Origin of the sequence: Streptomyces sp. NPDC097619 (assembly GCF_040302735.1) — a bacterium.
Lineage (GTDB): Bacteria > Actinomycetota > Actinomycetes > Streptomycetales > Streptomycetaceae > Streptomyces.
Genome location: NZ_JBEOSD010000014.1, coordinates 55,493 through 77,134, shown reverse-complemented (window position 1 = coordinate 77,134; position 21,642 = coordinate 55,493). Strand labels below are relative to the sequence as shown.

The 21,642-nt window shown below is 73.4% G+C and carries 16 protein-coding genes and 1 riboswitch; of the genes, 6 read left to right on the top strand and 10 right to left on the bottom strand.

Going from position 1 to position 21,642, the window contains the following annotated elements:
- Positions 1-10: 10 nt before the first annotated feature.
- Together ABTZ17_RS06435 and ABTZ17_RS06430 are read right to left on the bottom strand one after the other, a co-directional pair.
- Positions 11-904 (bottom strand): acyl-CoA thioesterase, encoded by an 894-nt coding sequence (locus ABTZ17_RS06435; RefSeq protein ID WP_352194363.1) that lies wholly within the window; start codon positions 902-904, stop codon positions 11-13.
- Between the two features lie 16 nt (positions 905-920).
- On the bottom strand, positions 921-3,434 hold the full coding sequence (locus ABTZ17_RS06430; RefSeq protein WP_352194362.1) for a DEAD/DEAH box helicase: 2,514 nt from the start codon (positions 3,432-3,434) through the stop codon (positions 921-923).
- A 145-nt stretch (positions 3,435-3,579) separates the two neighbouring features.
- Here ABTZ17_RS06430 and ABTZ17_RS06425 point away from each other — a divergent pair, with 145 nt between their 5' ends.
- Positions 3,580-4,374, top strand: a complete 795-nt coding sequence (locus ABTZ17_RS06425) for a metal-dependent hydrolase (RefSeq protein WP_352194361.1) — start codon at positions 3,580-3,582, stop codon at positions 4,372-4,374.
- A 110-nt stretch (positions 4,375-4,484) separates the two neighbouring features.
- Here ABTZ17_RS06425 and ABTZ17_RS06420 read toward each other — a convergent pair whose 3' ends face one another.
- The 4 genes from ABTZ17_RS06420 to ABTZ17_RS06405 form a co-directional block, all read right to left on the bottom strand.
- Positions 4,485-6,266 carry an ABC transporter ATP-binding protein gene (locus tag ABTZ17_RS06420; protein WP_352194360.1) on the bottom strand — a complete coding sequence of 594 codons (1,782 nt, stop codon included), beginning with the start codon at positions 6,264-6,266 and terminating at the stop codon, positions 4,485-4,487.
- The gene (locus tag ABTZ17_RS06415; RefSeq protein ID WP_352194359.1) at positions 6,263-8,134 is read right to left on the bottom strand and encodes an ABC transporter ATP-binding protein; all 1,872 of its coding nucleotides are present in this window, start codon (positions 8,132-8,134) and stop codon (positions 6,263-6,265) included. Before ABTZ17_RS06415 ends, ABTZ17_RS06420 begins: the two co-directional genes overlap by 4 nt.
- Positions 8,135-8,307: 173 nt before the next feature.
- Positions 8,308-11,259, bottom strand: a complete 2,952-nt coding sequence (locus ABTZ17_RS06410) for an FAD-binding and (Fe-S)-binding domain-containing protein (RefSeq protein WP_352194358.1) — start codon at positions 11,257-11,259, stop codon at positions 8,308-8,310.
- Positions 11,260-11,275: 16 nt separating this feature from the next.
- On the bottom strand, positions 11,276-11,746 hold the full coding sequence (locus ABTZ17_RS06405; RefSeq protein ID WP_352194357.1) for a MarR family winged helix-turn-helix transcriptional regulator: 471 nt from the start codon (positions 11,744-11,746) through the stop codon (positions 11,276-11,278).
- 156 nt (positions 11,747-11,902) lie between these two features.
- Between ABTZ17_RS06405 and ABTZ17_RS06400 the strand changes: the two genes are divergently transcribed.
- Both ABTZ17_RS06400 and mltG read left to right on the top strand, forming a co-directional pair.
- Positions 11,903-13,744, top strand: coding sequence for an ABC transporter ATP-binding protein (locus tag ABTZ17_RS06400; RefSeq protein WP_352194356.1), 1,842 nt, complete (start codon positions 11,903-11,905; stop codon positions 13,742-13,744).
- Positions 13,745-13,837: 93 nt separating this feature from the next.
- Positions 13,838-14,677, top strand: coding sequence for an endolytic transglycosylase MltG (gene mltG / locus ABTZ17_RS06395; RefSeq protein WP_352194355.1), 840 nt, complete (start codon positions 13,838-13,840; stop codon positions 14,675-14,677).
- Positions 14,678-14,719: 42 nt separating this feature from the next.
- Here the strand turns inward: mltG and ABTZ17_RS06390 are convergent, their stop codons facing one another.
- Positions 14,720-15,832 (bottom strand): NAD(P)-binding domain-containing protein, encoded by a 1,113-nt coding sequence (locus tag ABTZ17_RS06390; RefSeq protein WP_352194354.1) that lies wholly within the window; start codon positions 15,830-15,832, stop codon positions 14,720-14,722.
- Between the two features lie 101 nt (positions 15,833-15,933).
- A riboswitch (cobalamin riboswitch) is annotated at positions 15,934-16,019 on the top strand.
- Between the two features lie 61 nt (positions 16,020-16,080).
- On the opposite strand from ABTZ17_RS06390, the gene ABTZ17_RS06385 reads away from it, so the two are divergent.
- Genes ABTZ17_RS06385 through ABTZ17_RS06375 form a run of 3 tightly spaced genes read left to right on the top strand, consistent with a single transcriptional unit; the run spans position 16,081 to position 18,940 of the window.
- Entirely contained in the window at positions 16,081-17,079 is a 999-nt protein-coding gene (locus tag ABTZ17_RS06385; RefSeq protein WP_352194353.1) for an ABC transporter substrate-binding protein, read from the top strand.
- Positions 17,076-18,104 carry a FecCD family ABC transporter permease gene (locus tag ABTZ17_RS06380; RefSeq protein ID WP_352194352.1) on the top strand — a complete coding sequence of 343 codons (1,029 nt, stop codon included), beginning with the start codon at positions 17,076-17,078 and terminating at the stop codon, positions 18,102-18,104. The genes ABTZ17_RS06385 and ABTZ17_RS06380 overlap by 4 nt, the downstream gene beginning before the upstream one ends.
- Entirely contained in the window at positions 18,101-18,940 is an 840-nt protein-coding gene (locus tag ABTZ17_RS06375; RefSeq protein ID WP_352194351.1) for an ABC transporter ATP-binding protein, read from the top strand. The genes ABTZ17_RS06380 and ABTZ17_RS06375 overlap by 4 nt, the downstream gene beginning before the upstream one ends.
- On the opposite strand, the gene ABTZ17_RS06370 is transcribed toward ABTZ17_RS06375, so the two are convergent.
- From ABTZ17_RS06370 to ABTZ17_RS06360, 3 genes are all read right to left on the bottom strand, one after another.
- On the bottom strand, positions 18,892-19,584 hold the full coding sequence (locus tag ABTZ17_RS06370) for an HAD family hydrolase (RefSeq protein WP_352194350.1): 693 nt from the start codon (positions 19,582-19,584) through the stop codon (positions 18,892-18,894). The genes ABTZ17_RS06375 and ABTZ17_RS06370 overlap by 49 nt on opposite strands.
- Before the next feature lie 57 nt (positions 19,585-19,641).
- The gene (locus ABTZ17_RS06365) at positions 19,642-20,121 is read right to left on the bottom strand and encodes an Lrp/AsnC family transcriptional regulator (protein ID WP_352194349.1); all 480 of its coding nucleotides are present in this window, start codon (positions 20,119-20,121) and stop codon (positions 19,642-19,644) included.
- Between the two features lie 188 nt (positions 20,122-20,309).
- Positions 20,310-21,563, bottom strand: coding sequence for a serine hydrolase domain-containing protein (locus ABTZ17_RS06360; RefSeq protein WP_352194348.1), 1,254 nt, complete (start codon positions 21,561-21,563; stop codon positions 20,310-20,312).
- Positions 21,564-21,642: the final 79 nt, after the last annotated feature.

Here is a 21,642-nt window from a genome sequence, read left to right as displayed (position 1 = left end):
CGGAGCCGGGTCATCCCTTCGTCGGTTCGGCGGCGGCGTACGGGCGGAACAGGCCCTCCTGGACCACGGACACCAAGAGGCGGCCCTCCAGGTCGTAGATGCGGCCGCGGGCCAGGCCCCGGCCGCCGTGCGCGATCGGGGACTCCTGGTCGTACAGGAACCACTCGTCGGCCCGGAAGGGCCGGTGGAACCACATGGCGTGGTCCAGGGAGGCCATGTCGAAACCGCGCACCCCCCACAGCGGCTCCACGGGGATGCGCACGGCATCGAGGAGGGTCATGTCACTGGCGTAGGTGAGCGCGCAGGTGTGCACCAACGGGTCGTCGCCCAGCGGGCCGACGGCACGCATCCACACCGCGCTCCGCGGATCGGCGTCCTTCAGCTCCTCCGGGGTCCACCGGAGCCGGTCCACGTAACGGATGTCGAAGGGCTGCCGGCGGGCCATCCGCTCCAGCGCCTCGGGCAGCGCGCCCAGGTGCTCGCGGATCTCGTCGGCGACCTTCGGGAGGCCCTCCGGGTGAGGGAAGTCCTGCCGGGGAGGCAGCTGGTGCTCGATGCTGCCCTCCTCCGGCTGATGGAAGGAGGCGGTGAGGTTGAAGATGGTCTTGCCCTGCTGGACCGCGGTGACCCGCCGGGTGGTGAAGGACCGCCCGTCGCGGACCCGCTCCACCTGGTACACGATCGGCACGCCCGGGATGCCCGGGCGCAGGAAGTACGCGTGCAGGGAGTGGACCGGCCGGTCCCCTTCCGTGGTGCGGCCCGCGGCCACCAGGGCCTGGCCCGCGACCTGCCCGCCGAAGACCCGCTGGAGGGATTCCAGCGGACTGCGGCCCCGGAAGATGTTGACCTCGATCTGCTCCAGGTCGAGCAGGTCGACCAGTCTCTCGGCCGGGTTCGTCGTCATCCCGTCTCCTCCGCTCTCACAGCTGTCCGACCGAGGTGACCCGCACCACGGCGCGGCCCTCCTCGTCGGAGGCGGCCAGGTCGACCTCGGCGCTGATGCCCCAGTCATGGTCGCCGTTCGGGTCGGCGAAGGTCTGGCGGACGCGCCACAGCCCGTGCTCGGCGTCCTCCTCGATCATGAGCAGCTTGGGACCGCGGGCGTCGGGGCCGGTGCCCAGGTCCTCGTACTCGTCCCAGTAGGCGTCCATGGCCTCGCCCCACCGGTCCGCGTCCCAGCCGGACTCCCCGTCCAGCTCGCCCAGCTCCCCGACGTGGTCCAGGGCCGCCAGCTCGACCCGACGGAACATGGCGTTGCGGACCAGCACCCGGAAGGCGCGGGCGTTGGCCGTGACCGGCTTGACCTGGTCGGCCTTCTCCACCGCCTGCTCGGCGGTCTCCTCCTCGGGGTTCGCCAGCTGCTCCCACTCGTCGAGCAGGCTGGAGTCCACCTGCCGGACCATCTCGCCGAGCCAGGCGATCAGGTCCTCCAGGTCCTCCGACTTCAGGTCGTCGGGGATGGTGTGGTCCAGGGCCTTGTAGGCGCTCGCCAGGTACCGCAGGACGATGCCCTCGGTACGGGCCAGTTCGTAGTGGGAGGTGAACTCCGTGAAGGTCAGGGCCCGCTCGTACATGTCACGGATGATCGACTTCGGGGAGACCGGGTGGTCGCCCACCCACGGGTGGCTCTTGCGGTACACGTCGTAGGCGTGCAGCAGGAGCTCTTCCAGCGGCTTCGGGTAGGTGACGTCCTGGAGCCGCTCCATGCGCTCCTCGTACTCGATCCCGTCGGCCTTCATCGCGCCGACGGCCTCGCCGCGGGCCTTGTTCTGCTGGGCCGCGAGGATCTGCCGCGGGTCGTCCAGGGTGGACTCCACCACGGAGACCATGTCCAGGGCGTAGGACGGCGACTCCGGGTCCAGCAGCTCGAAGGAGGCCAGGGCGAAGGTGGACAGCGGCTGGTTCAGCGCGAAGTCCTGCTGGAGGTCCACGGTCAGCCGGATCGTGCGGCCCTCGGCGTCGGGGGCGTCGAGCTGCTCCACGACCCCGCCGTCCAGCAGCGAACGGTAGATCGCGATGGCGCGGCGGATGTGCCGGAGCTGGTTCTTGCGCGGCTCGTGGTTGTCCTCCAACAGTCGGCGCATGGCCTCGAAGGCGTTTCCGGGCCGCGCGATCACCGACAGGAGCATGATGTTGGTGACCTTGAAGCGGGAGGTCAGCGGTTCGGGGTCGGCGGCGATCAGCTTCTCGAAGGTGGCGTCGCTCCAGGCCACGAAGCCCTCGGGGGCCTTCTTGCGGACCACCTTGCGGCGCTTCTTCGGGTCGTCCCCGGCCTTGGCCAGCGCCTTCTCGTTCTCGATGACGTGCTCGGGGGCCTGCGCCACCACGAACCCGGCCGTGTCGAACCCGGCCCGGCCCGCCCGGCCCGCGATCTGGTGGAACTCCCGCGCCCGCAGGGTCCGGACGCGGTTGCCGTCGTACTTGGTGAGCGCCGTGAAGAGCACCGTCCGGATCGGCACGTTCACGCCCACGCCCAGGGTGTCCGTGCCGCAGATGACCTTCAGCAGACCGGCCTGGGCCAGCTTCTCCACCAGCCGCCGGTACTTCGGGAGCATGCCCGCGTGGTGCACGCCGATGCCGTGCTTCACGTACCGGGACAGGTTCCGGCCGAACTTGGTGGTGAAGCGGAAGTTGCCGATCAGCTCGCTGATCCGGTCCTTCTCCTCCCGCGAGCACATGTTGATGCTCATCAGGGACTGCGCCCGCTCCACCGCCTGCGCCTGGGTGAAGTGCACGATGTACACCGGCGCCTGACGGGTGTCCAAGAGCTCCGTGATGGTGTCCGTGATCGGCGTGGTCACGTACTCGTAGGACAGCGGCACGGGCCGGGTGGCGGAGCGCACCACCGAGGTCGGACGGCCGGTCCGCCGGGTCAGGTCCTCCTCGAAGCGCTTCACGTCGCCGAGGGTGGCCGACATGAGGACGAACTGCGCCTGTGGCAGTTCCAGCAGCGGGATCTGCCAGGCCCAGCCCCGGTCCGGCTCGGCGTAGAAGTGGAACTCGTCCATCACGACCTGGCCGATGTCGGCGTGCCGGCCGTCGCGCAGGGCGATGGAGGCCAGCACCTCGGCGGTGCAGCAGATGATGGGCGCGTCGGCGTTCACGGAGGCGTCGCCGGTGAGCATGCCGACGTTCTCGGTTCCGAAGAGCTTGCACAGGTCGAAGAACTTCTCCGACACCAGCGCCTTGATGGGCGCCGTGTAGAAGGTGACCTTGTCCTGGGCGAGGGCCGTGAAGTGCGCCCCGGCCGCCACCAGGCTCTTCCCGGAGCCCGTGGGGGTGGACAGGATCACGTTGGCCCCGGAGACCACCTCGATCAGGGCCTCTTCCTGAGCCGGGTACAGGGAGATGCCCTGGTCCTCGGCCCACGAGGAGAAAGCCTCGAAGAGGGCGTCGGGGTCGGCGGTCGGCGGCAGCTGATCAATGAGGGTCACGCCCCCCATCTTGCCTGGCTTCCGTACGGAAGAGGCAACCGGCGGGGTCGTACGAAGATCACCGGCGGTACGCTGTGCCGTCGAACGGGCCCGACCGAATCCGTCGACGGGGCCCGGACACCACAGACCTGGGGCGGGAACGAGCATGATGGGACCGGCACACTCCCTGTCCGGCGCGGCTGCCTGGCTGGGGGTGGGCGCTGCCATGGCCGCCGCCGACCGCCCGATGCCCTGGCCGGTCCTCGTCGTCGGAGCACTGATCTGCGCGGGCGCCGCGCTCGCTCCGGACCTCGACCACAAGTCGGCGACGATCTCCCGCGCCTTCGGCCCCGTCTCCCGGGTGCTCTGCGAGGTCGTCGACAAGGTCTCCTACGCCGTCTACAAGGCCACCCGCACCACCCGTGACCCGCGCCGGTCCGGCGGCCACCGCACCCTCACCCACACCTGGCTCTGGGCCGTCCTGATCGGAGCCGGGGCCTCGGCCCTGGCCGTGACGGCCGGCCGCTGGGGGGTGCTCGCCCTGCTCTTCGTGCACCTGGTGCTGGCCGTGGAGGGCCTGCTGTGGAAGGCCGCCCGGATGTCCAGCGACATCCTGGTGTGGCTGCTCGGCGCCACCAGCGCCTGGATCCTCGCCGGGGTCCTCGACAAGCCGGGCAACGGCGCCGACTGGCTGTTCACCGCCCCCGGCCAGGAGTACCTGTGGCTGGGCCTGCCCATCGTGCTCGGCGCCCTCGTCCACGACATCGGCGACGCCCTGACCGTGTCCGGCTGCCCGGTCCTGTGGCCGATCCCCATCGCGGGCAAGCGCTGGTACCCCCTCGGCCCGCCCAAGGCCATGCGGTTCCGGGCGGGCAGCTGGGTGGAGCTGAAGGTGCTGATGCCGGTGTTCATGGTCCTGGGCGGCGTCGGCGGAGCCTCCGCCCTCGGCTACCTCTCCTAGCGTCCGGCGCTCAGCGCCCGAAAGCGGGCCCGGCCACCGGCCCCGTCCCCGCCCGAGAGGGACGGGGGCGGGGCCGATACCGGGGGGGGCGGGGCCGGTGCGGGCGGGGATCAGCCGTGCCAGGACCGCCACAGCGCCGCGTACGGGCCGTCCGCGGCGACCAGCTCCTCGTGGCTGCCCAGCTCGCTGATCCGCCCCTCCTCCACCACCGCGATGACGTCGGCGTCGTGAGCCGTGTGCAGCCGGTGGGCGATCGCGATCACCGTCCGCCCGTCCAGCACCCGCGCCAGCGACCGCTCCAGGTGCCGGGCCGCCCGCGGGTCCAGCAGCGAGGTTGCCTCGTCCAGCACCAGCGTGTGCGGATCCGCCAGCACCAACCGCGCCAGCGCGATCTGCTGCGCCTGCGCCGGGGTCAGGGCCGTACCGCCCGAACCCACCTCGGTGTCCAGACCCTCCGGCAGGGCCCGCGCCCAGCCCTCCGCGTCCACCGCGCCCAGCGAGGCCCACAGCTCGGCGTCCTCGGCACCGGCCCGGGCCAGCCGCAGGTTGTCCCGCAGACTGCCCACGAACACGTGGTGCTCCTGGTTCACCAGCGCCACGTGCGCCCGGACCCCCTCCGCCGGCATCTCCGACAGCCGCGCCCCGCCCAGCGTGATCTCGCCCGACCGCGGGGCGTAGATCCCCGCCAGCAGCCGGCCGAGCGTGGACTTCCCCGCGCCCGACGGACCCACCAGGGCCATCCGGGTCCCCGGCGGCACCTCCATCGAGACCCGGTGCAGCACGTCCACGCCCTCCCGGTACCCGAAGCGGACCTCCTCGGCCCGGACCTCACGGCCCGCCGGGGCGACCGCCGGGTCACCGGCGTCCGGCTCGATGTCCCGCACGCCCACCAGCCGAGCGATCGACACCTGAGCGATCTGGAGCTCGTCGTACCAGCGCAGGATCAGCCCGATCGGGTCCACCATCATCTGCGCCAACAGGGCCCCGGTGGTCAGCTGCCCCACCGTCATCCAGCCCCGGATCACGCAGTACCCCCCGATCATCAGCACCGCGCCGAGGATGGTCACGTAGGTGACGTTGATGACGGGGAACAGCACCGACCGCAGGAACAGCGTGTACCGCTCCCAGGCCGTCCACTCCCGGATCCGCCGCTCCGACAGCGCGATCCGGCGGCGGCCCAGCCGGTGCGCCTCCACCGTGCGGCCCGCGTCCACCGTCTCGGTCAGGGCCGCCGCGACCGCCGCGTACCCCGCCGCCTCCGACCGGTAGGCCGAGGGGGCCCGCCGGAAGTACCAGCGGCAGCCCCACACCAGCACCGGCAGCGCCACCAGCGCGGCCAGAGCCAGCGGCGGGGCCGTCACCGCGAGCGCCCCGAAGAGCAGCCCGGCCCAGACCACGCCGATGGCCAGCTGCGGCACGGCCTCCCGCATGGCGTTGGCCAGCCGGTCCACGTCGGTGGTGATCCGCGACAGCAGGTCACCCGTACCGGCCCGTTCCAGCACCCCCGGGGGCAGCGCCACCGACCGGACGAGGAAGTCCTCGCGCAGGTCGGCCAGCATCTCCTCGCCGAGCATCGCCCCGCGCAGCCGCGTCATCCGCGTGAACACCGCCTGCGCGACGACCGCCACCGCGAACAGCAGGGCCACCCGACCCAGGTGCAGCTCCCGGACCCCCGCCGCCAGGTCGTCCACCACCCGACCCAGCAGGTACGGGCCCACCATCGAGGCCACCACGGCCACCGCGTTCGCCGACACCAGGAGCACGAAGGCCCTGCGGTGCCGCCGCATCAGACCGCGCACGTACGTCCGTACCGTCGCCGGTGCCCCCACCGGCAGGGTGGCCGCCGTTTCGGGGGCCGCCGGGTCGTACTGCGGCGGCGCCACGCCGATCATGCCGACTCCTCGATGTCAGAGAGTTCCTGAAGGTCCTTCACCGCGGTGCCCGCCGCCGACCGCGGGCCCGTGCGGGCCACCCGCTGCTCCTCGTCGGTCTCGCGGGTCACCACCGCCCGGTAGCGGGGCTCCCCGGCCAACAGCTCCCGGTGGGTGCCCTCCGCGACCGCCCGGCCCCCGTGCACCAGCACCACCCGGTCCGCGCGGTCCAGGAGCAGCGGCGACGAGGACAGCACCACGGTGGTGCGGCCCTTGCGCAGGGCCGCCACGCCCTCCGCGATCCGTGCCTCCGTGTGCGAGTCCACCGCGGAGGTCGGCTCGTCCAGCACCAGCACCTCCGGGTCCGTCACCAGCGAGCGGGCCAGGGCCAGGCGCTGCCGCTGGCCGCCCGACAGGGACCGGCCCCGCTCGGTGATCCGCGCGTCCATCACGTCCTCGACCCCCTCCGGCGCCGCCTGCGCGAGGGCGTCCAGGACGTCCCCGCACCGGGCCGCGTCCAGGGCCCGCTCCGGCGGTACCGCACCCGAGGCGGGCACGTCGAACAGCTCGCGCAGGGTGCCCGACAGCAGCACCGGGTCCTTGTCCTGCACCAGCACCCAGGTCCGGGCCGTCTCCAGCGGCAGCTCGCCCAGCGGGACCCCGCCCAGCAGGGCCGACGGGCCGTCCGGCTCCTCCGGAGGATGACCGCCCAGCCGGTCGGCCAACCGCCCGGCCAGGTCCGGGTCCCCGCACACCACGGCCGTGAACCGGCCCGCGGGGGCCGAAAGACCCGACTCGGGGTCGTACAGGTCCCCGCCCGCGGGCACCACCGGCACCGCCCCGGCCGGCTCCGCGGACACGGATCCGCCCCCGGTTCCGGCCGCCGGCTCCTCGGTGCGGGTCAGCGCGAGCACCCGGGCGGCCCGCTGCGCGGACGGCCGCGAGAAGGAATACGCCATCGCGATCTCCTCCACCCGCTGGAGCGGGTACATGAGCAGCGCCACCGTGCTGAACACGGTGACCAGCTCCCCGACCGAGACCCGGCCGTCCAGCGCCAACCGCGCCCCGTACACCACCACGGCCAGCATGAGCAGCGCGGGCAGCAGCACCTGCACGGCCGAGATCAGCGCCCACATCCGGGCACTGTGCACGGCCGCCTGCCGCACCTCCTGGGAGGCCGCGCGGTAGCGGCCCAGGAACAGCTCCTCGCCGCCGATGCCGCGCAGCACCCGCAGGCCCGCCACGGTGTCCGAGGCCAGCTCGGTGGCCCGGCCGGCCTTCTCCCGCTGCACGTCGGCCCGGCGGGTGGCCCGGGGCAGCAGCGGCAGCACCGCCAGCGCCAGCACCGGCACCCCGACGGCCACGACCACGCCCAGCGAGGGCGCGAAGAAGAGCAGGCCCGCGCACACGGCGAGGATGGTCACCGCGGCCGCCAGGAACCGGGACACGGCCTCCACGAACCAGCCGATCTTCTCCACGTCGCCCGTGGAGACGGCCACCACCTCGCCCGCGGCCACCCGCCGGGTCAGCGCGGCGCCCAGTTCGGCGGTCTTCCCGGCCAGCAGCTGCTGGACCCGGGCCGCCGCGGTGATCCAGTTGGTGACGGCGGTTCGGTGCAGCATGGTGTCACCGAGGGTGATCGCCACGCCCAGCAGCAGCACCAGGGCGCCGACCCGGGCCAGCCGGCCGCCGTCGCCGTCCACCACCGCTTCCACGCCCAGGCCCACCGCCAGCGGCAGACCGGCCACACCCGCGTGGTGCAGCAGTCCCCAGGCCAGGCTCTTGAGTTGACCGCCCAGCTGGTTGCGGCCCAGCCACCAGAGGAACCGGGGGCCCGAACGCACATCGGGCACTCCGGGATCCGGATACGGAAGATCGCTGATCTGCATGACGTCCCATGACTCGATGAGGGGTCCGAACCGAGTCAGGTTCGCCTTCCGGATCCGCCCGGTGCAATCGAATTTCCACGGTGATGTCCTGGTTGGGGCCCCCGCATCCGCTCCCTGCCCGGCTGTCCCTCAGGCCCCGTACGGGTCCCGGCGGGAGTGCGTGCGGCGCGCGTTCACGGGCGGGTCGCGCGTTCCAGTTCGAGGAGCACCGAGCGGTAGCCGCGTCCGGTGGCACGGTCCATGCCGACCTCGCACATGCGGTTCGCGGACAGGTGCGCGTCGAAGGGGCGGGCCCGCACCTCGGCCGCCTCCCGGGCCGTGGCCGAGGCGGTGAGCTCCGGATGCAGCATTCCCCGGTCCCCGGCGAAGGCGCAGCAACCCGCCTCCTGGGGCACGACGACCTCTTCCGCGCAGGCCGCGGCCACCTCCCGCAGCTGTTCCTCCACGCCGAGGTGCCGCATGGAGCAGGTGGGGTGCAGGACGGCGGAGCCCACCCGCCGCCGCACCTCCAGCCGGGGCAGCAGTTCCTCGGCGGCCCACACCACCGAGTCCACCACGGTCAGTTCGGCGTGCAGGGCGCGGTTGTCCGCCGACAGGTAGGGCACCACCTCGTGGGCGATGCCCAGGGTGCAGGAAGAGGCGTCGACGACGAGCGGCAGCCGGCCGCCCGCGGTCCAGCCCCAGGCGGCCTCCACGATCCGGTCGGCCATCAGGCGGGTGCCGGCCTCGTACCCCTTGGAGTGCCAGATGGTGGAGCAGCAGGTGCCGGTGAGGTCCGGCGGGATCCACACGGGGCGACCGGCCCGTGCCGACACGGCCACCACGGCCTCGGCGAGCGAGGGGCCCGCCTCCTCGCCGCCGGCTTCCGGACCGGGACCGCCGAAGATGCGGTTCACGCAGGCCGGGTAGTACACGGCGTGCGCCCCGGTCCGCTCGGTGGGGGGCAGTGCGCGGGACGCGGCCCCCGGGATCTGGGGCAGCCACTGGGGGACCAGGTCGGGCCGCACGAGCTTGCGGGCGGCGGCCGTCACGGCGCTCAGCGGGGCGTCGCCGAGCCGGGCCGTCAGGGTGTCCGCGGCGGCCACGGCCAGCCGGGCCGAGGTCTCCACCGCCTTGAAGTGCCGTGCCGTCAGCGCGGCCGTCCGTTCCTCGCGGTCGCTGTGCCGGCGGTGCCGGAACTCCTTCATCAGGGCACCGGTGTCGATGCCGACGGGGCAGGCCAGCTTGCAGGTGGAGTCCCCGGCGCAGGTGTCGACGGCGTCGTACCCGTACGCCTCCAACAGCCGGTCCAGGACGGGGGAGCCGGGGTTCTGGCGGAGCATCTCCCGGCGGAGCACGATCCGCTGCCGCGGGGTGGTCGTCAGGTCCTCGCTGGGGCAGGTCGGCTCGCAGAACCCGCACTCGATGCAGGGGTCGGCCAGGGCCTCCACCCGGGGGATGGTCTTCAGCCCGCGCAGGTGCGCCCGCGGGTCCCGGTCCAGCACGATCCGCGGGGCGAGTACCCCGTGCGGGTCGATGATGCCCTTGGTGCGCCACATCAGTTCGGTGGCCCGGGGCCCCCACTCCAGCTCCAGGAAGGGGGCGATGTTGCGGCCGGTGGCGTGCTCGGCCTTGAGGGACCCGTCGAAGCGCTCGACGGTCAGGCGGCAGAACTCCGCCATGAACGCGTCGTACCGGGCCACGTCGGCGGGCCGGGCCGCGTCGAAGGCCAGCAGGAAGTGCAGGTTGCCGTGGGCGGCGTGGCCCGCGACGGCCGCGTCGAACCCGTGCCGGGCCTGGAGTTCCAGGAGGGCCCCGCAGGCTTCCGCGAGCCGGGCGGGGGGCACCGCGAAGTCCTCGGTGATCAGGGTGGTTCCGGGTTCCCGGGCCCCGCCCACGGCCGTCACGAACGCCTTGCGGGTCTTCCAGTAGCCGGCGACCACGGCCGGGTCGGAGGTGAAGGCGTTGGTGACGGAGGGTACCGGCGCCACGAGCTCCAGCCCCTCGACGACCTCGGCGGCCCGTTGTTCGTACGCGCGCAGGGCGGCCTCGTCCGGGGCCCGGAACTCCACGAGCAGGGCGGTGGTGTCGCGGGGCAGTCCGGCCCAGTCGGCGGGCACGCCGGGCACGCTCACCGAGGCGCGCAGCGTGTTGCCGTCCATCAGCTCGACGGCCAGGGCCCCCGCCTCGTTGAAGAGGGGGACGGCCGCCGCGGCGGCGGGCAGGGAGGGGAAGAACAGCAGGCCGGTCCGGACCAGCCGGTCCAGGGGCAGCGTGTCGAAGACGACCTCGGACAGGAAGCCGAGGGTGCCCTCGGAGCCCACCATCAGCCCGCGCAGGATCTCTACCGGGGTGACCCCGTCCAGATAGGCGTCGAGGCGGTAGCCGTTGGTGTTCTTGATCTCGTACTTGCTCCGGATCCGGGCGGTCAGCTCCGGGTCCGCCTCGATCTCCGCCTTCACCGCGAGCAGGCCCTCGCACAGGGCCGGTTCGGCCCGGGCCAGTTCCTCGTCGGCGAGCGGGTCGGCGGTGTCCACGACGGTGCCGCTCGGCAGTACGAAGGTCAGCGAGGAGACGGTGCGGTAGGAGTTGCGGGTGGTGCCCGCGGTCATGCCGGAGGCGTTGTTGGCGACGACCCCGCCGATGGTGCAGGCCACGGCGCTGGCCGGGTCGGGGCCCAGGACGCGGCCGTGCGGGGCGAGGGCGGTGTTGGCGCGGAAGACCGTGGTGCCGGGCCGGATCCGGGCCCGCAGCCCGCCGTCCTCCACCTCCACGCCGGACCAGTGCCGCCGCACGTCCACGAGGATGTCCTCGCCCTGGGCCTGTCCGTTGAGGGAGGTCCCGGCCGCCCGGAAGACCACCTCGCGCTGCCGGCCCTGGGCGTAGGAGAGCACCGCCGAGACGTCGTCGAGGTCCTCGGCGACCACCACCACCTGCGGCACGAAGCGGTACGGGGAGGCGTCCGAGGCGTACCGGACCAGGTCGGAGACCTTCCACAGGACCTTCTCGGGCCCCAGCAGCGCGGTCAGCTCGGTGCGCAGCTCCTCGGGGGTGCCGCCGGCCAGCCACTCGGGCACCCGGTCGGGCGAAGGGCCCGCCACGGACCGCGGACGCAGCGCTCCGGGCTTCGGCTCCAGCAGCGGCATGGCGGCCCTCACCTTCTCAGCAGCGGGGCCCGGACCCTTCGGCCAGAGCCGTCAGCAGCCCGCCGAGCAGTTCGCGTTGGTCGGCGGTCAACGGTGCCAGGATCTCCTCTGCGGCCTCCCGGCGCGCGCTGCGCAGCTGCCTCAGCGTGGCGCGGCCGGTGTCGGTGAGCTCCACCCGGACCACCCGGCGGTTGGCCGCGTCGGGGGCGCGCCGCACGCAGTCCGCCGCCTCCAGCCCGTCGACCAGGCTCGTCACCGCGCGGGGCACCACCTCCAGGCGGGCCGCCAGATCGGCCATCCGCGGGGGCTCCGGGCAGTGCGCCACCGTGCGGAGCAGGCGGGACTGTGCGGGAGTGATCCCGAGGGGTTCCAGCTGTCGCTTCTGGATGCGGTGCAGGCGGCGGGTGACCCGCAGCAGCTGCTCGGCGAGCAGTCCGCCGTCCGGATCGGCGGGGCCGGGCGGGACCGGGACGGGAGCGGAGGTCATGCGGGAACGATATCAGGACCCCGTTCATTGTGAAGATAGGTAACAATGAACTAAGCTCAGTGATGTCGCGTCCGGGTGCGCGCCGTCACGGCCACCTTCGACACCAGCGACTTCAATACCATCAATACATCGACACCGTCGTCACTGAGGAGGCGCATGCGCCCCGATGGCCCCGTCTGGACCCCGTCGTCCGTTCCCCTCGACCCGAGCCGCCCGGCCCCCGAAGCGCCGCCGCGCGAGCTCCGCCGCATCACGCGGCTGTTCCGCCCCTACCGCGCCCGCTTGGCCCTCGTCGGCCTGCTCGTCGGAGCCTCCTCGCTCGTCGGGGTGGCCTCGCCCTTCCTGTTGAAGGAGATCCTCGACACCGCCATCCCCGAAGGGCGCACCGGGCTGCTGAGCCTGCTCGCCCTGGGGATGATCCTCACGGCGGTGGTCACGAGCGTCTTCGGCGTGCTGCAGACGCTCATCTCGACCACGGTCGGCCAGCGGGTCATGCACGACCTGCGCACCGCCGTGTACGCCCGGCTCCAGCAGATGCCGCTGGCCTTCTTCACGCGTACCCGCACCGGGGAGGTGCAGTCGCGGATCGCCAACGACATAGGCGGCATGCAGGCCACCGTGACCTCCACCGCCACCTCCCTGGTCTCCAACTTCACCGCCGTGGTGGCCACCGTCATCGCCATGCTCGCCCTCGACTGGCGGCTCACCGCGGTCTCCCTGCTCCTGCTGCCCGTGTTCGTGTGGATCAGCAGGCGGGTCGGCGACGAGCGCAAGAAGATCACCACGCAGCGCCAGAAGCAGATGGCGGCCATGGCGGCCACCGTCACCGAATCGCTCTCCGTCAGCGGCATCCTGCTCGGCCGCACCATGGGCCGCGCCGACTCCCTCACCCGCTCCTTCTCCGAGGAGTCCGAGAAGCTGGTCGACCTGGAGGTCCGCTCCAGCATGGCCGGGCGGTGGCGGATGTCCACCATCGGCATCGTGATGGCGGCCATGCCCGCACTGATCTACTGGGCCGCGGGCATCGCCCTCCAGTCCGGGGCCCCGGCCCTCTCGGTGGGCACCCTCGTCGCCTTCGTCACCCTCCAGCAGGGGCTGTTCCGGCCCGCGGTGAGCCTGCTCTCCACCGGCGTGCAGATCCAGAGCTCCCTCGCCCTCTTCGCCCGGGTCTTCGAATACCTCGACCTGCCCGTGGAGATCACCGAGCGCCCCGACCCGGTGCGGCTGGAGCGGGCCAAGGGCGAGGTGCGCTTCGAGAACGTCGACTTCGGCTACGAGCCCGGTCAGCCCCGCCCCACCCTGGACGGCATCGACATCGCCGTCCCCGCGGGCACCTCGCTGGCCGTGGTGGGCGCCACCGGCTCCGGCAAGTCCACCCTCAGCTACCTGGTCCCGCGGCTGTACGACGTCACCGGCGGCCGGGTCACCCTGGACGGCGTGGACGTACGGGACCTCGACTTCGCCTCCCTGGCCCGGTCCGTGGGCGTGGTCTCCCAGGAGACCTACCTCTTCCACGCCTCCGTGTCCGACAACCTGCGCTTCGCCAAGCCCGACGCGACCGACGAGGAGATAGCCGAGGCCGCCCGCGCCGCCCAGATCCACGAGCACATCGCGGCCCTCCCGCAGGGCTACGACACCCTGGTCGGAGAGCGCGGCTACCGCTTCTCCGGAGGCGAGAAGCAGCGCCTGGCCATCGCCCGGACCATCCTGCGCGATCCCCCCGTGCTCATCCTGGACGAGGCCACCAGCGCCCTGGACACCCGCACCGAGCAGGCCGTACAGCAGGCCATCGACGCCCTTTCCCGGGGCCGGACCACCATCACCATCGCGCACCGCCTCTCCACGGTCCGCGAGGCCGACCAGATCGTCGTCCTCGACGCCGGTCGCATCGCCGAACGCGGCACGCACCAAGAGCTCCTCGACGCGGACGGTCGGTACGCGGCCCTCGTCCGACGGGACGCCCGGATGGTCCCCGCCACCGCACCCGCCGCCACCTGAGTACCACCTCCGCGCCCGGCATCCGTGTGATCGTATGACCGGAAAACTGTGGTGGTGACCGAAGAGAGCGATCAGTCCGGTTAGCGTGCCGGTATGCGTCGTGAGTACCGATCCCCGCGCCGCCGCGTCCGGCTCACCCGCCGCGGCCGCCTGGCCGCCTTCCTCGGAGCCGTCCTCGCCCTGACCGTGACGGCCCTGCTCCTGCCGGGCCTCCTCCGGGACGAGACCCCCGAACAGCCCCGCCGCCTGCTCATCCCCGAGGGCTGGCGGGCCGGCCAGGTCTACGAAGCACTCGACCGGGAGCTGAAGCTGGCCCCCGGCACGGCCCGCACCGCCGCCTCCAAGGCCGGCCTGGCCCTGCCCGCCGAAGCCAAGGGCAACCCGGAGGGCTACCTCTTCCCGGCCACCTACCCGGTGACCTCCCGCAGCACGGCCGACGGCCTCCTCGCCTACATGGTGGACACCACGCACCGCCGGCTCGCCGCCCGCCCGCTCTCCGACGCGGCCGCGTCCCTCGGCATGACCCCCTACCAGACCGCGACCCTCGCCAGCATCGTGCAGGCGGAGGCCGACACCCCCGCCGACATGGGGAAGGTGGCCCGGGTCATCCACAACCGGCTCGCCAAGTCCATGCCCCTCCAGATGGACTCGACCCTCCACTACGCCCTCGGCAAGCGCACCGTGGACACCAGCCTGGCCGACACCCGCATCGACCACCCCTTCAACACCTACTCCCGGCAGGGCCTCCCGCCCACCCCCATCGACAGCCCCGGCATGGACGCCCTCCGGGCCTCGGTGGCCCCCACCCCCGGCAACTGGCTCTTCTTCGTCACCGTCAAACCCGGCGACACCCGTTTCTCCGCCACCTACCGGGAACACCTCAAGCACGTGGCCGAGTTCAACCGCCTGCGGGCCGCGGCACGCAAGACCTGACCTGACCTGACCTGACCTGACCGGGCGCCGGGCACGGCCCGGTCAGGCGGCGAGGGCCGTCCGCTCGCGGCCCAGCAGCCGCCCGATCTCCCGCACCGCGGCCCGCCCGGCCCGGTTGGCGCCGACGGTGCTCGCCGAAGGCCCGTACCCCACCAGGTGCAGCCGCTCCTCCCGCACCGCACGCGTGCCCTCCACCCGGATCCCCCCGCCCGGCTCCCGCAGCCGCAGGGGGGCCAGGTGGTCCACGGCCGCCCGGAACCCGGTGGCCCACAGGATCACGTCGACCTCCGCCCGGGTGCCGTCCGGCCACACCACCCCGGTGGGAGTGATCCGCTCGAAGGGCGGGCGCCGGTCCAGTACGCCGCTCTCCAGGCCCCGGCGCACCGCCCCGTCCACCAGCAGTCCCGTCACCGAGACCACGCTGCGCGGCGGCAGGCCCCGCCGCACCCGCTCCTCGACCATGGCCACCGCGGCCCGCCCTTCGGCCTCCCCGAAGGGACCCTCGTGGAACACCGGGGGCGTCCGCGTCACCCACACCGTGGACGCGGCGACGTCGGCCACCTCCAGAAGGTGCTGCACCGCCGAACTCCCCCCGCCCACCACGAGCACCCGCGCCCCGGCGAACCCCTCCGGGCCCGGATAGTCCGCGGTGTGCAACTGCCGGCCGCGGAAGGTCTCCTGACCCGGATAGCGGGGCCAGAACGGGCGGTCCCAGGTCCCGGTGGCGTTGATCACGGCCCGCGCCGCCCAGGTCCCGGCCGAGGACTCCACCCGCAGCCGCCCGTCCCCACCCTCACGGACCGCCCGCACGTCCACCGGCCGCAGCACGCCCAGCCCGAAGGCCCGCTCGTACTCCGCGAAGTAGTCGCCGATCACCTCGCTGGAGGGCCGGTCCGGGTCCGCGCCCGTCAGCTCCATCCCCGGCAGCGCGTGCATCCCGTGCACCTTGCCGTAGGTCAACGAAGGCCAACGGAACTGCCACGCGCCGCCGGGCGCCGGGGCGTGGTCCAACACCACGAAGTCCCGGCCCGGTTCGAAGCCCGTCCGCCGCAAGTGGTAGGCGGCGGACAGCCCCGCCTGGCCGGCGCCGATCACGACCACGTCCACCGCCCGGACGGTCCCGTCCGGTGCCCGCACTCCCAGGAATTCGTTCACGGTTCTACCAACCTGCGGGGGTCGCGGGATCTTCCCGGACCGCCCCGGACCCCCGCCGGACCGTCTGGCAGACTGACCCCGCCAACCAAGGCGGCGCAGGTCAGGAAGCCGGTGTGAACCCGGCACGGTCCCGCCACTGTGACCGGCGGCACGCGGCCCCACCGCGCCCGCCGGGAGTCAGACACTGACGCGCCGCCCTTTCCGCACGAACACCGACCAGGGGACGCGGATCCCCCGGAGAGGCCGTCATGTCGCGATCCCGCGCAACCCTGCGCGCACTGGTGTGCGCCGCCCTCCTCACCCCCCTCGCCGCCTGCGGCGGGGCGGACCCGAAGGAAGCCGCCGGACCCGCGTCCGGCGCCCCCGCCGCCGCGGCCGGATTCCCGTACACCGTGGACAACTGCGGGGTGAGCACCACCTTCAAGGCCCCGCCGGCCCGCGCCGTCACCATGAACCAGCACGCCACCGAGATCCTCCTGGCCCTCGGTCTTCAGGACCGGATCGCGGGCACCGCCTACCTCGACGACGCGATCAAGCCCGAGTACCGGGCCGCCTACGAGGGCACGAAGGTGCTGGCCAAGGAGTACCCCTCCAAGGAGATCCTGCTCGGCGCCGACCCGGACTTCGTCTACGGCGGCTACTCCAGCGCCTTCGACAAGGCCGCCGGCCGCGACCGCCCCGGACTCCAGCGCATCGGCGTCAACACCCGCCTCAGCGTGGAGTACTGCACCAAGGGCAAGGTCGGACTGCCCCAGCTGGAGCAGGAGATCACCGAGGTGGCCCGCACCTTCGGCGTGCCCGACAAGGGAGCCGCGCTGATCGGCCGCGAACGCTCCCGGATAGCCGCCGTCCAGACCCGCCTGAAGCAGGCCCCGCGCCCCGCCGTCTTCGTCTACGACTCCGGTGAGGGCTCCGCGTTCACCTCCGGGGGCGGCGGCATCGGCAACGAGATCGTCTCCCTGGCGGGCGGCCGGAACGTCTTCGCCGACCTCGACGACACCTTCGGGGACGTCGCCTGGGAGCAGGTGATCGCCCGCAAGCCCGAGGTGGTCCTCATCTACGACTACGGCGGCACCACCGTGGCCGCCAAGAAGGCCCGCCTCCTCAAGGACCCGGCCCTCAAGGACGTCCCCGCGATCCGCAACAAGCGCTTCGTGGTGCTGCCGCTGTCCTCCGCCGTCGTCGGCGTCCGCGTGGCCGACGCGGTGGAGAGCCTGGCCGGTCAGCTGCACCCCGACGCCCGGTGACGCGGCGCCTGCCCCGGCTCCCGCTGACCCTGCTCCTGCTCACCACCGCGCTGCTCGCCTCCGCCGTGGCCGGACTGGCCCTCGGGCCGGTCCGGATCCCCTCCGGCGAGGTGCTGCGGATCCTCACCTCGGGGGAGCGGACCGGGGCCTTCGCCGCGATCGTCTGGGACGTGCGGCTGCCCCGGGTGCTGCTCGGCGCCGTGGTCGGCGCGGGGCTGGCGGTCACCGGGGCGGTCCTCCAGGCCCTGGTCCGCAACCAGCTCGCCGACCCGTTCCTGCTCGGGGCCTCCTCGGGGGCCTCGGCGGGAGCCGTGGCCGTGATCGTCCTCGGTCTCGGGGCGGGCCTGGCCACCAGCCTGGTCCTGCCCGCGGCCGCGTTCGTGGGCTCCACGGCCGCCCTGGTCCTGGTGTACGCCCTGGCCCGCCGGGGCGGCGGGATGACCACGGGCCGGCTCATCCTGGCCGGCGTCTCCGTGCAGTACATCCTGTCCGCGGTGACCAGCCTGGTCCTCGTGGTCTCCGCGGAGCCCGAGGCCATGCGCTCGATCATGTTCTGGACCCTGGGCGGGCTGGGCGGGGCGCGCTGGGAGGAGCTGGCCCTGCCGACCGCCGCCCTGCTGGCCGGCACCGCCCTCCTGCTCGCGCTGGCCCGGCCCCTGGACCTGCTCCTCGCCGGTGAGGAAGGCGCCCGCACCCTGGGCCTGGACACCGGCCGCTTCCGGGCCCTGGTGTTCGTGGTGACCTCGCTCGTGGTCGGCGTGCTCGTCGCCTACAGCGGGTCGATCGGCTTCGTCGGGCTGATGGTCCCGCACGCCGCGCGGATGGCCGTCGGCGCCGGGCACCGGGCGCTGCTGCCGGTGGCCGCGCTGGGCGGGGCGCTGTTCCTGACCCTGGCCGATCTGGTGGCCCGTATGGCTGCGGCCCCCGAGGAGCTGCCGGCCGGGGTGGTCACCGCCCTGGTGGGCGGCCCGTTCTTCCTGTGGATGCTGCGGCGGTCCACCCGTACCGAGGGGATCACCGGATGACGAAGGGGACGGAAGCGGGCGCCCGCCCGGGTGGGGCGGTGACCCTGGCCGTGCGCGACCTGCGGTACGAGACCGGGGGGCACACCCTCCTGCACGGGGTGTCCCTGGAGGCCGCCGCCGGGGAGACGGTGGGCCTGGTCGGCCCGAACGGCAGCGGCAAGACCACCCTGCTGCGCTGCGTCTACGGGGCCCTGGCCCCCACGGGCGGCCGGATCCTGCTCGACGGGGCGGAGGCCGCGGGGCTCGGGGTCCGGGAGCGGGCCCGCCGGGTGGCGGCGGTGCCCCAGGACGCCCAGGGCACCCTGGGGCTGACCGTGCGCGAGGTGGTCGCCATGGGGCGCAGCCCGCACAAGCGCTTCTGGGAGCAGGACGGCCCCGCGGACCGCGCGCTGGTGGTCGAGGCCCTGGCCCGGACCGGGGTCGGGGAACTGGCCGACCGGCGCTTCGACGAGCTGTCCGGCGGGGAGCGCCAGCGGGCCCTGGTGGCGCGGGCGCTCGTCCAGGAGCCGGGGCTGCTGGCCCTGGACGAGCCCACGAACCACCTCGACGTCCGACACCAGCTGGAGGTCCTCGGGCTGGTCCGGGGGCTCCCCGCGACCGGACTGCTGGTGCTGCACGACCTGAACCTGGCGGCGGCCCACTGCGACCGGCTGTACGTGCTCGCGGCGGGGCGGATCGTGGCGGGCGGCACCCCTGCGGAGGTGCTCACCGAGGAACTGGTCGAGGAGGTGTACGGGGTCCGGGCCCGGGTGGGGGTGCACCCGGAGACGGGCACGCCCGCGCTGGTCTACCTGCCGCTGCCGGGGGCCGGCACCCGGGAGCCCAGCCAGGCGTAGGCCGCCGCCGCGGTGAAGCCGGCCTGCCCCTCGGGGTACAGCAGCGAGGCCCGGGCGAAGGCCGGGTCGGCGGCGGCCTCGGGGGAGTGCGGGACGGCCACGCAGGCCATGCCCGCCGCCTCGGCGGCCAGCACGCCGGGGGCGGCGTCCTCGAAGACCACGCAGTCGGCCGGCTCGACGCCGAGCTGGCGGGCCGCCTCCAGGAAGACGTCGGGGGCCGGCTTGCCGCGCGGGACCTCCTCGGCGGAGACCACGGTGGGGATCAGGGCGTCCAGCCCGGTGCCGGCGAGCACCGCCTCGATGGCGGCCAGGGAGGAGCCGGAGGCCACGGCCATGGGCACGCCCTCGGCCCGCAGCCGCTCCACCAGGGCCCGCATCTCGGGGTAGACCTCGGTGCGGGTCCGGGCCAGTTCCAGGTAGGCGTCGTTCTGCTGCTCCAGCAGCCGCTCCACGGGGGCGTCGATGCCGTAGCGCTCGCGGAGGACCTCCAGGGTCTCCAGGGTGCCGATGCCGATGAAGGCGGCGTGGTCCTCCCAGGTGAAGCCGGAGACCCCGTGGGCCTCCAGGGTGCGCCGTCCCGACGCGTAGTAGTTCGGCTCGCTGTCCACGAGAGTGCCGTCGAGATCGAATATCACAGAAATCATCCGCTGTGCCCGTCCTGCCGGATCTGTCAGTGTCTGCGCTTCCCCACCGCAAGCATCTCAGGATTTCCGGGCGGTCCGTCCCACGGCCTCCACGAGGGGCAGCAGTCGGTGCGGCACGCGCTCGCGCAGGACCATTTCGGTGCGGGTCCGGACCACTCCGGGCAGCCGGATGAGCTGCTGGATCACGTCTTCGAGGTGGGCGTTGTCCCGGGCGACGACCCGGGTCAGCAGGTCCCCGCCCCCCGTGATCGAGAACGCTTCGACGATCTCCGGGACGCCCGCCAGGGCCTCGCCCACCTCGTCCAGGTGCCCCTGGGTGACCTCGACGTGCACGAAGGCCAGCACCGGGTGCCCGAGGGCGGCGGGGGAGAGGACCGGTCCGGTCCCGGTGATCACCCCGGTGCGCTCCAGTCGGTCCAGCCGCGCCTGCACGGTGCCGCGGGCGATGCCCAGCAGCCGGGCGTACTCCCGCACGCTGGTGCGCGGCCGCTCGATCAGCAGCCGCAGGATCCGGGTGTCGAGCTCGTCCACCGCCATGACCGCCGCCTCCTCCGCGCGGGCTCCGGGCCTGCGCGGAGGAAGCCTAGGCGGCGGCGCGTGCGCCGGCCGGGACCCCGCGCGGCGGAGCCCGGTGGGGGCACCGGACGGGGGATCGGCGGGGAACGGTCCGGGGCCCGGCGCGGGAACCGCTCCGCACCGGGCCCCGGACTGTGTCAGGTCGGGGATCAGCCGTTCTCGGGCAGGTCCGCCTCGGCCGGAGCCGGGGCCGCCGGGGCGAAGCCGTGGCGCAGGCCGGTCCTGGCGGGCTTCGTGCCGCAGAAGGCCGCCTCCAGGGTGCCGCCGAGGGCGGTGTTCGCGGCCCCGCGGTTGGAGGTGTTGGCCATGGCGGCCAGGGTGCGCTTGCCGTCGCGGGTGGTGAAGGCGTAGGTGTAGAAGCCCTGCACGGTGCCGGTGTGGCCGTAGACCTGGGTGCCGCAGGTCAGGTCGTAGCGGCGCAGGCCCAGCCCGTAGAAGCGGGTGTTGGTGGTGTCCGTGGGCGTCATGGTGAGCATGGCGTCCAGCTGGGCGGGCTTGAGCAGACGGCCCCGGACCAGCGCGGAGACGAAGGTGCTGAGGTCGGCCTCGGAGGAGATCATCGCCCCGGCGGACTGCGCCCAGGAGACGGTCTGCTCGGTGGAGTCCACCAGGGGCGCGCCGGCCTCGTCGGGGTGCAGGTAGCCGCGGGCGTGCACGCCCTTGATGGCCGTCTTCGGGTGCACGTAGGAGGTGCTCTTGAGCTTCAGGGGCTTGATGATGCGGCGCTCGTACTCCTTGGCCACCGGACGGCCCGTCAGCTTCTCGATGAGCATGCCGACCACGACGAAGTTGGTGTTGGAGTACTTGTAGGAGACGCCCGGTTCGGTGGTGCGGGGCTCCGCGAGCGAGAGGTCCACCAGCTCCTGGTAGGTGAACACGCGGTTGCGGACGGCCTCGAAGCCGGGGACCGTGTGCTCGAACATGACGTTGGTGTAGTCGGACAGGCCGCTGCGGTGCGTGAGCAGGTGCCGGACGGTGATCCGGTCGTCCGGCAGCAGACCCGGCAGGTAGCGGTTGACCGGCTCGTCCAGGGCGACCTTGCCCTCGCCCGCGAGCTGGAGCAGCACCACGGTGGAGAAGGTCTTGGTGACGCTGCCGATGCGGAACTTGGCCTTCGAGTTCATCGCCGCGCCCGTGGTGCGGTCGGACACGCCCTCCTTGAGGACCTCGACCCCGCCGGGGCCCGTGTAGCGGGCCATGGCGCCGGGCGCGCCGGCGGCCAGGGTGTTCTTCAGGGCGGCGGTGATCCCGGCCAGATCGGGGGCCGGGGCCTGGGCGGCGGGCCGGCCGGCGGGGGCGACCGGGGCGGGGGCGGCGTGGGCGACGGTGACCGGGGCCAGGACGGCCGCCACCGCGAGGGCGGTGGCACCGAGGGTGAGACGACGGTCGGCGGGCAGGCGCACGGAACTCCTCGACAAGTTCGGGTAACGGATCTTCCAGGGACCACCACGCCGTGGTGGTGGTCCGCGGTTGCGGAAGATC